The 13155-nt window shown below is 70.9% G+C and carries 15 protein-coding genes; 4 read left to right on the top strand and 11 right to left on the bottom strand.

Features of this window, described 5'->3' with window-relative positions; translation table 11 throughout:
* Nucleotides 1–72 precede the first annotated feature (72 nt).
* Both D1369_RS32150 and aroH read right to left on the bottom strand, forming a co-directional pair.
* Nucleotides 73–1158, bottom strand: coding sequence for a prephenate dehydrogenase (locus D1369_RS32150; RefSeq protein WP_118082752.1), 1086 nt, complete (start codon nucleotides 1156–1158; stop codon nucleotides 73–75).
* On the bottom strand, nucleotides 1155–1517 hold the full coding sequence (aroH, locus tag D1369_RS32145; RefSeq protein WP_007381029.1) for a chorismate mutase: 363 nt from the start codon (nucleotides 1515–1517) through the stop codon (nucleotides 1155–1157). Before aroH ends, D1369_RS32150 begins: the two co-directional genes overlap by 4 nt.
* 233 nt (nucleotides 1518–1750) lie before the next feature.
* On the opposite strand from aroH, the gene D1369_RS32140 reads away from it, so the two are divergent.
* Genes D1369_RS32140 through D1369_RS32125 form a run of 4 tightly spaced genes read left to right on the top strand, consistent with a single transcriptional unit; the run spans nucleotide 1751 to nucleotide 3989 of the window.
* Entirely contained in the window at nucleotides 1751–2431 is a 681-nt protein-coding gene (locus tag D1369_RS32140; RefSeq protein ID WP_037899480.1) for a hypothetical protein, read from the top strand.
* Between the two features lie 22 nt (nucleotides 2432–2453).
* The gene (locus D1369_RS32135) at nucleotides 2454–3035 is read left to right on the top strand and encodes a DUF6529 family protein (protein WP_007381031.1); all 582 of its coding nucleotides are present in this window, start codon (nucleotides 2454–2456) and stop codon (nucleotides 3033–3035) included.
* Nucleotides 3032–3439 carry a Rieske (2Fe-2S) protein gene (locus tag D1369_RS32130; protein WP_037899483.1) on the top strand — a complete coding sequence of 136 codons (408 nt, stop codon included), beginning with the start codon at nucleotides 3032–3034 and terminating at the stop codon, nucleotides 3437–3439. Before D1369_RS32135 ends, D1369_RS32130 begins: the two co-directional genes overlap by 4 nt.
* A gap of 49 nt (nucleotides 3440–3488) precedes the next feature.
* The gene (locus D1369_RS32125) at nucleotides 3489–3989 is read left to right on the top strand and encodes a GNAT family N-acetyltransferase (protein WP_007381033.1); all 501 of its coding nucleotides are present in this window, start codon (nucleotides 3489–3491) and stop codon (nucleotides 3987–3989) included.
* 35 nt (nucleotides 3990–4024) lie between these two features.
* Here D1369_RS32125 and D1369_RS32120 read toward each other — a convergent pair whose 3' ends face one another.
* The 9 genes from D1369_RS32120 to ald all read right to left on the bottom strand — a co-directional run bounded on the left by D1369_RS32120 (nucleotide 4025) and on the right by ald (nucleotide 13064).
* Complete coding sequence (locus D1369_RS32120; protein WP_007381034.1) at nucleotides 4025–5044, bottom strand: ADP-ribosylglycohydrolase family protein; 1020 nt, start codon at nucleotides 5042–5044, stop codon at nucleotides 4025–4027.
* On the bottom strand, nucleotides 5041–5757 hold the full coding sequence (locus D1369_RS32115; protein ID WP_037903169.1) for an NUDIX domain-containing protein: 717 nt from the start codon (nucleotides 5755–5757) through the stop codon (nucleotides 5041–5043). The genes D1369_RS32120 and D1369_RS32115 overlap by 4 nt, the downstream gene beginning before the upstream one ends.
* A gap of 78 nt (nucleotides 5758–5835) precedes the next feature.
* On the bottom strand, nucleotides 5836–6369 hold the full coding sequence (locus D1369_RS32110; RefSeq protein WP_037899485.1) for a TIGR03086 family metal-binding protein: 534 nt from the start codon (nucleotides 6367–6369) through the stop codon (nucleotides 5836–5838).
* A 282-nt stretch (nucleotides 6370–6651) separates the two neighbouring features.
* Nucleotides 6652–7794 (bottom strand): pseudouridine synthase, encoded by a 1143-nt coding sequence (locus D1369_RS32105; RefSeq protein WP_118082751.1) that lies wholly within the window; start codon nucleotides 7792–7794, stop codon nucleotides 6652–6654.
* An 11-nt stretch (nucleotides 7795–7805) separates the two neighbouring features.
* Nucleotides 7806–8450, bottom strand: coding sequence for an SMC-Scp complex subunit ScpB (scpB, locus tag D1369_RS32100; RefSeq protein WP_007381038.1), 645 nt, complete (start codon nucleotides 8448–8450; stop codon nucleotides 7806–7808).
* Nucleotides 8447–9448 (bottom strand): segregation/condensation protein A, encoded by a 1002-nt coding sequence (locus D1369_RS32095; RefSeq protein WP_237557828.1) that lies wholly within the window; start codon nucleotides 9446–9448, stop codon nucleotides 8447–8449. The genes scpB and D1369_RS32095 overlap by 4 nt, the downstream gene beginning before the upstream one ends.
* Nucleotides 9449–9850: 402 nt before the next feature.
* Nucleotides 9851–10423, bottom strand: a complete 573-nt coding sequence (locus tag D1369_RS32090) for a hypothetical protein (protein ID WP_007381040.1) — start codon at nucleotides 10421–10423, stop codon at nucleotides 9851–9853.
* Nucleotides 10408–11535 carry a ParA family protein gene (locus D1369_RS32085; protein ID WP_037899489.1) on the bottom strand — a complete coding sequence of 376 codons (1128 nt, stop codon included), beginning with the start codon at nucleotides 11533–11535 and terminating at the stop codon, nucleotides 10408–10410. The genes D1369_RS32090 and D1369_RS32085 overlap by 16 nt, the downstream gene beginning before the upstream one ends.
* Before the next feature lie 413 nt (nucleotides 11536–11948).
* Complete coding sequence (gene ald, locus D1369_RS32080; protein WP_007381042.1) at nucleotides 11949–13064, bottom strand: alanine dehydrogenase; 1116 nt, start codon at nucleotides 13062–13064, stop codon at nucleotides 11949–11951.
* Between the last annotated feature and the right edge of the window lie 91 nt (nucleotides 13065–13155).

Here is a 13155-nt window from a genome sequence, read left to right as displayed (position 1 = left end):
GCGCGACTGTGCCCCGCACCAGGTTACTGGGTGCGCGTCACTCGTCCGGACGCCCTCGTCCGGACTCCTGCCCTACTGCCGAATGGCCCAGCCCCGCTCCCGCAACGAGGCCGCCAGCACGGGTGCGGCCGACGGCTCCACCATCAGCTGCACCAGACCGGCCTGCTGCCCCGTCGCATGCTCGATCCGCACATCCTCGATGTTGACCCCCGCCCGCCCGGCGTCCGCGAAGATCCGGGCGAGCTGCCCCGGCTGGTCGTCGATGAGTACGGCCACGACCTCGTACATCCGAGGAGCCGACCCGTGCTTCCCTGGCACCCGCACCTGACCGGCGTTCCCCCGCCGCAGCATGCCCTCGATCCCGGCCGTGCCCTCGCCCCGCTTCGCCTCGTCCGCGGACTGCAGCGCCCGCAGCGCCCGCACCGTCTCCTCGAGATCCCCGGCGACATCGGTGAGCAGATCGGCCACCGGACCCGGGTTCGCGGAGAGGATGTCGATCCACATCCCGGGGTCGGACGCGGCGATCCGGGTCACGTCCCGGATCCCCTGGCCGCACAGCCGTACGGCGGCCTCCTCGGCGTGCTCGAGCCGCGCGGCGACCATGCTGGAGACCAGATGGGGCATGTGCGAGACGAGCGCCACGGCACGGTCGTGGGCGTCGGCGTCCATGACCACCGGCACCGCGCGACAGTGCGAGACCAGTTCCAGCGCGAGGTTCAGCACCTCGGTGTCGGTGTCCCGGGTGGGGGTCAGCACCCAGGGCCGCCCCTCGAAGAGGTCCCCGGAGGCGGCCAGCGGCCCGGACTTCTCCCGCCCGGACATCGGATGCGTGCCGATGTACGAGGAGAGGTCGAGTCCCCAGCCCTCCAGCTCCCGCCGCGGCCCGCCCTTCACGCTGGCCACGTCGATGTACCCGCGGGCCACTCCCCGCCGCATCGCGTCGGCCAGCACTCCGGCCACGTGCGCGGGGGGCGCGGCGACGATCGCGAGGTCCACCGGCCCCTCCGGCGCCTCGTCCGTGCCCGCGCCGAGCGCGGCGGCCGTGCGGGCCTGCTCGGGGTCGTGGTCGGCGAGGTGGACGGTGACGCCCCGCCCCGCGAGCGCCAGCGCGGCGGACGTCCCGATCAGCCCGGTCCCGATGACGAGTGCGGTCCTCACTGGGCGATGTCCTTGCGCAGGGCGGCCGCGGCGCCGAGGTAGACGTGTGCGATGTCGGCGCGGGGCCGGTCGGACTCGATGTGCGCGAGCACCCGGACGACCCGGGGCATGGCGCCCTCGATGTCCAGTTCCTGCGCGCAGATCAACGGTACGTCGACGATGCCGAGCTTGCGGGCCGCGGCCGCCGGGAAGTCGCTGTGCAGGTCGGGCGTGGCCGTGAACCAGATGCTGATCAGGTCGTCCGCGGTCAGCTCGTTCCGCTCCATGATGGCGGTGAGCAGCGCCCCGACCTGCTCGTCCATGTGGCCGGCCTCGTCCTGTTCGAGTTGGACGGCGCCCCGGACCGCTCGTACCGCCACGGCATTGCTCCTTGCTGATGTACAACCCGGCTCTTTGTACAACCAGCCTAGTCAGCCGGTGCGGGCCGGGTGCGGGGCGCCCGCCTCCTGAGACGGCCTCCCGGACCGTTCCGATGTCACCCGAATGTCCCAGTTCCGCTACCAGGGGTGCGAACACGCCCGTGCGCCTCTGGACGCGGGACCCCGGGTCCGCTCTGATGGCAGGAAACTCGCCTCGGGGGAGGCCCCATTTCATGAAGCGTTCCGGACCGTTGCTGACCCTGCTCGCGGGATTGCTGGTCGGCCTGTTCATGCTCTCGCTCAACGCCACCACGGGAGAGAAGTCCACGTCGTCGTACGAGAAGCCGTCGGCGTCCGTGAAGCCGTCACCCAGCACCAAGGCGTCACCCAGCACCCCACCGGCGCGGACGTCCACGCCGCCCAGCCCGTCCCCGGCCCGGACCCCCGTGCCCGCGGGCGTCTACACGGGCCGTACCGACGACGACTCCTCCGCGGTGGCGATCACCGTGCGCGACGACAAGGCGATCGCGTACGTCTGCGACGGCCACAACATCGAGTCGTGGCTCCAGGGCGACGTCAAGGACGACGGCAGCCTGCGGCTCACCGGAAAGGGCGGCGCGAGCCTGGACGGCAAGGTGAAGGGGACCAAGGAGATCCGCGGCACGGCCCACGTCGGCAGCGGGAACCATGCCTTCACCATCGGCAGGACGAAGAAGTCGTCCGGGCTCTACCGGGCGAACAGCACCGTGGCCGGCGCGAGGATCGAAGGCGGCTGGATCGTGCTGCCGGACGGCGAACAGGTCGGCATCCTCAAGCGCGACGGCAAGCCCTCCCCGGCACCGAGGATCGACCCCGAGACCGGTGCGGTGACGGTCGACGGACAGCAGCTCACGGCCCGCCCGGTAACCCCCTGACCTCCTCCCGAGGGAGCCGATCATGACCGTCGACCCGAACGCGGCCACCCAGAGCTGGCCCTCGCCCGAACCCGAGCGCCGCCCCGGCGCGGCCCGCTATCTGATCCCGGCCCTGGTCGCCGCCGCGGTGGCGGTCGCCCTGGGCGCCTACGGCAAGGTCCACGACCCGGCGGGGACGGCCTTCAACCTCGCCGGCTTCAGCAGCACCGGCGCGGTGAAGTCATGGCTCGCGACGGTCGCGTTCTTCTTCGCGCTCGTACAGCTCGTCTCGGCACTGATGGTGTACGGCAAGCTGCCGGGCCCGAGCTGGTCCGCCACCGCGCACCGCTGGTCCGGCCGAGTGGCGTTCCTCGTCGCGGTCCCGGTCGCGGTGCACTGTCTGTACGCGCTGGGCTTCCAGTCGTACGAATCACGCGTTCTGTGGCACTCCCTCCTGGGTTGCTTCTTCTTCGGTGTGTTCAGTGCCAAGATGCTGCTGCTCCGCTCGGAGCGACTTCCCGGGTGGCTGCTGCCGATCGTCGGCGGGCTCGTCTTCAGCGCGCTCACGATCCTCTGGCTGACCTCCGCCCTCTGGTTCTTCCGCACCTTCGGAGTCACGACATGACACAGAGCCCGACGCGGCGCACGATCCTTCTCGCGACGGGCGCGGCCACGCTGACCGCCGGCTGCAGCGAGTACGGCAACGAGAACAGCGACTCCGGGTCCAGTTCGGTGCAGGCCGGCACCGAACTGGCGAAGACGAGCGAGATCCCGGTCGGCGGCGGGAAGATCTTCAAGGAGGAGAAGGTCGTCGTCACCCAGCCGAAGAAGGGCGAGTTCAAGGCCTTCTCGGACATCTGCACCCACCAGGGCTGCCAGGTGAGCAGTGTCTCCGGCGGCACCATCAACTGCCCGTGCCACGGCAGCAAGTTCCACATCGCGGACGGCTCGGTGGCCAACCCGCCGGCCACCAGGCCGCTGCCCGAGAAGCAGATCAGGGTCAGCGGGGACTCGATCGAGCTCGCCTAGGGCCTTTTACGAAAGCGGCCTCGGCGCACCGTCCGGTTAGAGTCGGGCGGTGCCCGAGCTGAAGCTGTTGCGTGCTGCTCACGCCCCGGCGGTCCTGGCCTTCGAGCTGGCGAACCGCGCGTACTTCGCCGCCTCGGTCCCCGACCGCGGTGACGACTTCTTCGACCGGTTCGCCGACCGGTTCAGCGCCCTGCTGGCCGAGCAGGAGGCCGGCATCTGCGTTTTCCACGTGCTGGTCGCCGAGGACGGCTCGATTCTGGGCCGGTTCAATCTGTACGACCTCGAGGACGGCACCGCCGTACTCGGCTACCGGGTCGCACGGCACGTGGCCGGCCGCGGCACGGCGACCGCGACCGTTCTGGAACTGTGCGAGCTGGCGACGAAGCGGTACGGGCTGCACACCCTGCGGGCGGCCACCGCCCACGAGAACGTCGCGTCCCGGAAGGTGCTGGTCAAGGCCGGGTTCGTCGCGGTCGGCCCGGCCGATCCGGCAGAGCTCGGCGGCAAGCCGGGCACCTGGTACCAGCGCGATCTGGCACTCCGGCAGTAGCCCGCGCCGGCTTGCCCGGCGCACCGGCTGAGGCCTCAGGAGTCCCAGAGCGCCCCGAGCGTCACCAGTTCACTGCCGTACTCGATCCGGTCGGCCCACTCGACCGGCCACGCCTCCGCTCCCAGATGGGCGCCCGCGAAGGCGCCCGTCAGACAGGCGATCGAGTCGGAGTCGCCGGAGCTGCACGCGGCCCGCCGCAGGGCCGTCAGCGGCTCCTCCGGGAACTGCAGGAAGCACAACAGCCCGGTGGCCAGGGCCTCTTCGGCGATCCAGCCCGCTCCGGTGGCCAGGCACGGGTCCTCCTCCGGCGAGGCGTTGCGCACGGCGTCGTCGAGCCGGTCGAGGACCGCCAGGCACTCGTCCCAGCCGCGCGCGATGAACTGCCCGGACGTCGGGTCCTGGCTCCGCGTCCACAGGTCGCCGAGCCAACGCTCGTGGTACTGGCCCCGGTTCACCAACGCGTACGACCGCAGCAGCCCCACCAGCTCGCCCGGCGCGGTGCCCAGTGCGAGCAGCCGTACGGCTCGTGCGGTGAGATCGGAGGCGGCGAGCCCCGTCGGGTGGCCATGGGTGAGCGCGGCCTGCAACTGGGCGGCGCCCGCGCGCTGTTCGTCGCTGAGTCCGGGGACGAGTCCGACGGGGGCGACGCGCATGTTGGCGCCGCAGCCCTTGGAGTTGATCTGGCTGGCGTCCTGCCAGGGCAGTTGCTCATTCTTGAGCAGGTGGCATGCCCGCAGACACGTGTTTCCCGGCGCTCGGTTGTTCTCCGGCGACTGATACCAGTCGACGAACTCCTCCCGTAGGGGCCGCTCCAGGCGCTTGGGCCCGAGAACCCCCCGGTCCATCGCTGTACGCAGCCCCCTGCCCACCGCCAGCGTCATCTGTGTGTCGTCGCTGACGACGGCCGGCGTGCTCAGCTCCATCTCCCGCCACGGCCCGCACTTGACGAGGATCGACCGCACGTCGTTGAACTCGGTCGGGAAGCCGAGGGCGTCCCCGAGGGCGAGGCCGACGAGGGTGCCGGTGGCGGCGCGTTTGGTCACGATCATGGTCATGCGGGGCGTCCTTCCGGGGACGGTCGAAGGAGAGGGGGGCGCAGGGTGGCGGCCGGTCCCGCGCGGTAGAGCGCCGCCGGTTTGCCGCGGCCGCCGGTCAGCCGCGCGGCGCCGGGGACGGCCTCGACGAAGCCGGGCGTGGTGAGCACCTTGCGGCGGAAGTTGGGCCGGTCCAGGGCGGTGCCCCACACGGTCTCGTACACCTGCTGGAGCTCGCCGAGAGTGAACTCGGGCGGGCAGAAGGCGGTGGCGAGGCAGGTGTACTCGAGCTTGGCGCCGACGCGTTCGTGGGCGTCGGCCAGGATGCGGTCGTGGTCGAAGGCGAGCGGTCCCGCCTTGTCGTACGGCACCCAGCGGGCCTCGGCCGCGTCGCTGCCGCCGTGCGGCTCGGGAGGGTCGGGCAGCAGTGCGGCGAACGCGACGGAGACGACCCGCATCCGGGGGTCGCGGTCGGGCTCGCTGTAGGTCCGCAACTGCTCCAGATGCAGCCCGGAGAGGTCCGACAGGCCGGTCTCCTCGGCGAGTTCGCGCCGGGCCGCCGTCTCGGCGGACTCGTCCGGGTGCACGAACCCCCCGGGCAGCGCCCAGTGTCCGGCGTACGGCTCCTGGCCCCGCTCCACGAGCAGCGCGTGCAGGGCGCCTTCGGCGACGGTGAGGACGGCGAGGTCGACGGTGACGGCGAAGGGTTCGTGGGCGTACTTGTCGTAGTCCACACGCACTCGCCCCCTTTATGGTCAGCATGACTAATAGTCATCACGACTATAAAGGGGGCGGGGGTGTTCGACAAGGCCCTAGGAGCGCCGTCCGAGGAAGGCGAGGAGCCGTGTCCCGGCAGGTGCGCCGGACGGTGCGGCGACCGGTGCGCCGAACCGCACACCCCGGTCCTCCTCCCCCACCACGCACCGGGCGACGGACAGGAGTTCGACCGCGAGGCCCTCGGGAACGGGCCGCGGCCGACCACAGGACCGGGCCACGTCCCATCCGTGCACGGCGATCTCGACGGCGCCGACGGCGGCCATCACCCGCACGTCCAGCGGGCGTTCACCCACCAGCACCTCCTCGGGCGGCCCGGCGGCCCAGGCGCCGAGCACGGCACACGCGCGGGTGCGGAAGCCGCAGACCCGGTCGGCGTGCGGGAGCAGCCCGATCCGCGCCCCGCTCAGCCCTTCGTACAGCGCGTCCAGCGAGTCGTCGAGATGCTCCAGCAGCTCCCCCAGATCCCACTCGGGGCACGGTGTGCCCGTGCCGAGACCCACGCGCTGCGCCCCCGCCACGCTGCCCAGCGCGTAGGCGAGCGAGCGCTCCAGCAACTCCCCCGCGCTCATGACGGCACCTCCGCCCAGCCTGCCGTCACCAGGCATGCCCCCGCCGGACCGCTGCAGCCGCCCGTCAGCGACCTCACAGGCACCTCCTGGACCCCGGGGAGCCCGACAGGCCGCGAAGGCCGCACGCGGCCCTCCAGCGCTGCCGAACACGTCCCGCCAAGGTTTCCGCTCCTGGCTTCCATCCCCACTCCCTCCGTCATGGATACAGACCAGGGGCAGGGCGAAAACGCATCGGCCGGCCCCGGAGGATTCCGGAACCGGCCGCACACACGCGTGGAGGGACTACAGGTCGACTTCCTTCATCAGCATGCCGACCTCGGTGTTGGACAGCCGCCGCAGCCAGCCCGACTTCTGGTCGCCCAGGGTGATGGGCCCGAAGGCGACCCGCACCAGCTTGTCGACCGGGAAGCCCGCCTCGGCGAGCATCCGGCGGACGATGTGCTTGCGCCCCTCGTGGAGGGTGACCTCGACGAGGTAGTTCTTGCCGGTCTGCTCGACGACCCGGAAGTGGTCCGCCTTCGCGTACCCGTCCTCCAGCTGGATGCCGTCCTTGAGCTGCTTGCCCAGGTCCCGCGGGATCGGGCCCACGATGTGCGCGAGGTAGACCTTCTTCACGCCGTACCTGGGATGGGTCAGCCGGTGGGCCAGCTCCCCGTGGTTGGTGAGCAGGATCACACCCTCGGTCTCGGTGTCGAGCCGCCCCACGTGGAAGAGCCGCGTCTCACGGTTGGTGACGTAGTCGCCGAGGCACTGCCGGCCCTCGTTGTCCTCCATCGTCGAGACCACGCCGGCGGGCTTGTTCAGCGAGAAGAACTGGTACGACTGCGTCGCCACCGTCAGGCCGTCGACCTTGACCTCGTCCCGCTCCGGGTCGACCCGCTTGCCCTGCTCCAGCACGATCTCGCCGTTGACCTCGACCCGGGCCTGCTCGATGAGCTCCTCGCAGGACCGCCGCGAGCCGTAGCCCGCGCGGGCGAGGATCTTCTGCAGCCGCTCGCCCTCCTGCTCGGCGCCCGGGAAGGTCTTCGGCGGCTTCACGTCCTTCTTGCCCGCGTACCGCTCCCGGTTGCGCTCCTCGGCCCGCGCCTCGTACTCACGGGAGGTCGCCGGCACCGAACGGCCGCGTCCGGTTCCCTGGCCCTGCTTGGGGCCGCCCTTGGCGCCACCGCGCGCGGAGGCACCGCGCCCGGACTTCGGCCCCTCGTGGGTGCCGCCGGGACCCACGTCGTAGCGGCGCTCCTCGGGGCGGGGCTTCTTCGGCCGGCCGCCCTGCTTGTCGTCGCGGTCGTTGCCGGCGCCGCGGTAGTTACCGCGACCACCGGTGCTCCCGCCGCGACCACCGCTGCTGCCGCCGCGGCCGCCGCTGTTGCCACCACGGCTCCCGCCGTTGTTTCCGCTGCTGTTCCTGCCGCTGCTGCTTCGCATCAAGTTTCCGTCTAGTTGTCGTCTGTGTCCTCGGAATCCGGGGCGTCCGGATCGAACGACGGTACGGCTTCCTGGGTCTCGGCCTCGATCGCCTCCGCCTCCGGGAGGAAGGGCGCGAGTTCCGGGAGCTCGTCCAGACCGCGCAGGCCCATCCGCTCCAGGAAGTAGTTCGTCGTCACGTACAGGATCGCACCTGTTTCGGGTTCCGTGCCCGCCTCCGCCACCAGGCCCCGCTGGAGAAGGGTGCGCATCACACCGTCACAGTTCACTCCGCGCACCGCGGAGACCCGGCTGCGGCTGACCGGCTGACGGTAGGCGACCACCGCCAGCGTCTCCAGCGCCGCCTGGGTGAGCCGGGCCTGCTGACCGTCCAGGACGAACCGCTCCACGGCGGGGGCGTACGCGGCCCGGGTGTAGAACCGCCAGCCGTTCGCGACGTGCCGCAGCTCGAAACCGCGCCCCTGAGCGGCGTACTCCCCCGCCAGCTCGCGCAGCGCCCTGGTGATCTGCCGCTTCGGCCGCTCCAGGATCTTCGACAGGTGCTCCTCGGTCGCGGGCTCGTCCACGACCATCAGGACGGCCTCCAGGGCCGGCTTCAGATCGAGGTCGGCGACGCCCGGCGGTCCCGCCGGGGCTTCGGTGGTCTCCTCGCTCACGCCTTGTCCTCCTTGGGCGGCTCGGGCGGTCGGTCGAACTCGTCGGTCACCATCGGCTCGGCCTCCCCCGCACCGCCGGTCCACCGCACGACCAGCTCCCCGAGCGCGGTCTCCTGGTCCAGCGCCACGGCCTTCTCCCGGTACAGCTCCAGCAGCGCCAGGAAGCGCGCCACGACGGTCAGGGTGCCGTCGGCGTCCTCCACCAGCAGGCGGAAGCTGGCCTCACCGAGTTCCCGGAGCCGGGCGACCACGATCCCGGCCTGCTCCTGGACGCTCACCAGGGGCGCGTGGATGTGGTCGACGTACACCTGCGGCTTGGGCTTGGGCTGCATCGCCTTCACGGCGAGCTTCGCGAACCCCTCGGGCCCAATGCTGATGACGACCTCGGGCAGCAGGTCGGCGTGGTGCGGTTCGAGTCCGACGGTACGGGGGTAGCGCCGGGCCTCCTCGTCGAGGCGCCGGTTGAAGATGTCGGCGATCTGCTTGTACGCGCGGTACTGGAGCAGCCGCGCGAAGAGCAGGTCCCGGGCCTCCAGGAGCGCCAGGTCGGCCTCGTCCTCCACCTGGGCGGCGGGCAGCAGCCGAGCCGCCTTGAGGTCGAGGAGGGTGGCGGCGACGACGAGGAACTCGGTCGTCTCGTCCAGGTCCCAGTCCGGCCCCATGGCCCGGATGTACGTCATGAACTCGTCGGTGACCTTGGAGAGCGCGACCTCGGTGACGTCCAGTTTGTGCTTGGAGATCAGCTGGAGGAGGAGGTCGAAGGGGCCCTCGAAGTTGGCAAGACGGACTTTGAAGACACCGTCGGCCGCAGGTTCCCCCTGAACCCCGGCCACAGGACCGACCTCAGCCCCAGGCACAGCCTCGGATTCCGGCTGCGGTCCCGGCACCGGCCCCGGCCCCGGCCCCGGCCCCGGCACAGTTTCGGTGTTCGCGACCGGCTCCGGGACGGTCTCAGCCCCAGGAAGGCTCTCGGACCCACGGACGGCCACGGGCTCCAACTCGGCCGCAGGCTCCGGCTCGGTATCCGCCTCCGGCACAGCCCCAGCCCCAGGGACGCCCTCAGACACAGGGCCGACCTCGACCCCAGGAACAGCCCCAGGCGCCCGGACGCCCCCAGGCTCCAACACAGCCTCGGACTCCGGCCAGGTATCCGCCTCCGGCACCGCAACGGCCTCAGCCCCGGGGAAAGCCCCAGCTTCCAGCTCGGCGTCGGGCTCCGGCTCCCGCACCGGCACAGCCCCGCGCTCCGGAATCTCGATCCCGGTTTCATCCGGGACCGGAGCCGCACCCGGCTCGACCCGCGGAGCGCCCGGCCCCCGCCCCAGCACACGCCGACGACCGGCAGCTGCGCCGGCGCCGGGGGGAACGTCGTTCGAGGTCATAGCCCCCGCAGGCTACCGCTAGCGCCCACGCAGCCGACGGACGAGAATGCTCGCGTCCCCGCGGGACTCCAGATCCGCCAGCACCACGGCGACCGCCTCGCGCACGATCCGCCCGCGGTCCACCGCCAGCCCGTGCTCGCCCCGGAGCACAAGACGGGCGTGCTCCAGATCCATGAGCTCCTCGGCCGACACGTACACGGTGATCTTCTCGTCGTGCCGCTCGCGCCCACTGGGCCGCCGGGCGGGCGACCGGCCGCGCTTGCCGCGCGGCTGCGCACCGCCGGAGGCCTGGGCAGAACCTTCCTGCGCCTCCTGACGTCGCGCGGAGCGCTCCGCGGCGGCCGCCCGGAGTCGGGACTCGCCCGCCTCCGCGGACTCGGCGTCGGCCGCCACATGCTCGGCCCCGTCGCCGTCCCCGCCCTGTGCGGGCACGGACTGCGGTGCGTCCTCGGCCCCGTCCGGCTCCCCCGCGGGAGCCGGTACCCGGGCCTCGCCGTTGGCCCCCCGCCGGGGAGTGGACGCCTGGAGCGCCATCCCCCCTGTCGTACGGAACAGTTCGTCGGCCCCCGGCAGACTCACTCGGCGTGACACCGGGCGAGCACCTCCCTGGCGAGCTGGCGATAGGCGGCGGCGCCGACGGAGTTGGAGGCGTACGTGGTGATCGGCTCACCGGCGACCGTGGTCTCCGGGAAGCGCACCGTGCGCCCGATGACCGTGTGGTAGACGTGGTCGTCGAACGCCTCGACCACACGGGCCAGGACCTCACGGCTGTGGACCGTGCGCGAGTCGTACATCGTGGCGAGGATCCCGTCGAGCTCCAGCTCCGGGTTGAGCCGCTCCTGGACCTTCTCGATGGTCTCCGTCAGCAGTGCGACACCGCGCAGGGCGAAGAACTCGCACTCCAGAGGCACTATCACCTTGTGCGCGGCCGTCAGGGCGTTGACCGTGAGCAGGCCGAGCGAGGGCTGACAGTCGATCACGATGTAGTCGTAGTCGGCCATGAGCGGCTTCAGGGCACGCTGCAATGTCGACTCACGGGCGACCTCGGAGACCAGCTGGACCTCCGCCGCCGACAAGTCGATATTGCTCGGCAGCAGATCCATGTTGGGGACCGCGGTCTTCAGCAGGACCTCGTCGGCCGCCATGCCCCGCTCCATGAGCAGGTTGTAGACGGTGAGGTCGAGCTCCATCGGGTTGACACCGAGACCCACCGACAGCGCGCCCTGCGGGTCGAAGTCCACGAGCAGCACGCGCCGGCCGTACTCCGCGAGCGCGGCACCCAGGTTGATGGTCGACGTCGTCTTGCCCACGCCGCCCTTCTGGTTGCACATCGCGATGATCTTCGCGGGGCCGTGGTCGGTCAGCGGGCCCGGGATCGGGAAGTACGGCAGCGGGCGTCCGGTCGGGCCCACGCGCTCACGGCGCTGACGGGCCGCGTCGGGCGCGAGCGTGGCCGCGTACTCCGGATCCGGCTCGTACTCGGCGTCGGGGTCGTAGAAGTGCCCCTCGGGCAGTTCGTCGTAGTCGGCGAAGTGGTTGTGGGGCGCGCCACTTCCGTCGCCGGCCATGGCGTTCACGTGATGGCCATCCATGCTGTGGTGTGCTGTCCGCACGGTCTGCGGACTCTGGTGGGCTGCGAAGGTGCGCACCGCGACGGAGCCGACAGCCTCGAACCCTGCGGGGCTCTGGGCCCCGGCAGGCATTCCTGGTTGACCACCCCCGGGAGAAAATGTCGACTCATTCACAAGTCGTCTTACCTCCTTGGTGACCAGGAAACTTCTAGACAAGGTCAGCGTGGCACCGTGCCGACGGTTGGCGACTCTATGGCGTGTCGGGTGTTCACAGCAACACAATCCGCCGGACCCGGCAGGATGTGTCGGCAATGAAACATCCCGCTGTCAAGGGCGTACGGCAGTCGCACGGCAGGTTTCGCCGGTGTACGAATCGGTTCAAGGGTTACGTTCGACGCGAGTTGACCGAGAGTCGCAAAGTGACCATACACACATCCGGCCGGACCTTGTGGGGCAAGGTCCGGCCGCATGTGCCTCGTTGACGCGCCTTGTTGACGTATCGCCTTTACGAAAAGGTGACTTAGCTATCAGCCCAGGTCACGGACTCAGCCGAGCAGCGTCTCGAGCTCGGTGTGCTCCAGGCCGTGCGCCTCCGCGACCTCCCGGTAAACGACCTTGCCGTCATGGGTGTTGAGGCCCTTCGCCAGCGCGGGATCGCGGCGCAGCGCCTCCACCCAGCCCCGGTCGGCGAGTTCGACGATGTAGGGCAGCGTGGCGTTGGTGAGCGCGTAGGTGGAGGTGTTGGGCACCGCGCCGGGCATGTTGGCGACGCAGTAGAAGACCGAGTCGTGGATCTGGAAGGTCGGCTCGGCGTGGGTGGTCGGCCGGGAGTCCTCGAAGCAGCCGCCCTGGTCGATGGCGATGTCGACAAGGACACTTCCGGGCTTCATCCGGGCCACGAGCTCGTTGGTGACCAGCTTCGGGGCCTTGGCGCCCGGGATGAGCACCGCGCCGATGACGAGGTCGGCGTCCAGGACGGCCTTCTCCAGCTCGAAGGCGTTGGACATGATCGCCCGGACCTTGGTGCCGAAGACCTTGTCGGCCTCGCGCAGCTTGTTGATGTCGCGGTCGAGCAGCGTGACGTGGAAGCCCATGCCGACGGCGATCTGCGTGGCGTTCCAGCCGGAGACACCGCCGCCGATGACGACGGCCCGCGCGGGCTGGGTGCCGGGGACACCGCCGGGCAGGACACCGCGGCCGCCGACCGAGCGCATCAGGTGGTAGGCGCCGACCTGCGGGGCGAGCCGGCCCGCGACCTCGGACATCGGGGCGAGCAGCGGGAGCGCGCGGGAGGGCAGCTCGACGGTCTCGTAGGCGATCGCGGTGGTGCCGGACTCGATGAGCGCGTCGGTGCACTCCTTGGAGGCGGCCAGGTGCAGGTAGGTGAAGAGCGTCTGGTCCTTGCGGAGGCGGTGGTACTCCTCGGCGACCGGCTCCTTGACCTTCAGCAGCAGGTCGGCGGTGGCCCACACCTCGTCGGCGGTGTCCAGGATCCGGGCGCCCTCGGCGACGTACTCCTCGTCCGGGATGGAGGAGCCGACGCCGGCACCGCGCTCGATGACGACCTGGTGGCCGTGGCGCACCAGCTCGTGCACACCGGCGGGGGTGATGGCCACCCGGAACTCGTTGTTCTTGACCTCGCGGGGGATGCCGACCTTCACGTGGATCACGGTCCTTGGCTCAGAGTGTGTGGGGCAATACAACACATACCCGGGCATGCGTGAGCACACCAGGAGACACCGCAGGAGAAGG

It is taken from the genome of Streptomyces sp. CC0208, from assembly GCF_003443735.1.
Classification (GTDB): domain Bacteria; phylum Actinomycetota; class Actinomycetes; order Streptomycetales; family Streptomycetaceae; genus Streptomyces; species Streptomyces sviceus.
This window is presented reverse-complemented; position numbering and strand designations above follow the sequence as displayed.

Coding starts and splice junctions, on each gene's coding strand:
- D1369_RS32140 (WP_037899480.1), top strand. CDS start 1,751: ATGAAGCGTTCCGGACCGTTGCTGACCCTGCTCGCGGGATTGCTGGTC.
- D1369_RS32135 (WP_007381031.1), top strand. CDS start 2,454: ATGACCGTCGACCCGAACGCGGCCACCCAGAGCTGGCCCTCGCCCGAA.
- D1369_RS32130 (WP_037899483.1), top strand. CDS start 3,032: ATGACACAGAGCCCGACGCGGCGCACGATCCTTCTCGCGACGGGCGCG.
- D1369_RS32120 (WP_007381034.1), bottom strand. CDS start 5,044: ATGACCATGATCGTGACCAAACGCGCCGCCACCGGCACCCTCGTCGGC.
- D1369_RS32110 (WP_037899485.1), bottom strand. CDS start 6,369: ATGAGCGCGGGGGAGTTGCTGGAGCGCTCGCTCGCCTACGCGCTGGGC.
- D1369_RS32105 (WP_118082751.1), bottom strand. CDS start 7,794: ATGCGAAGCAGCAGCGGCAGGAACAGCAGCGGAAACAACGGCGGGAGC.
- D1369_RS32085 (WP_037899489.1), bottom strand. CDS start 11,535: ATGCCTGCCGGGGCCCAGAGCCCCGCAGGGTTCGAGGCTGTCGGCTCC.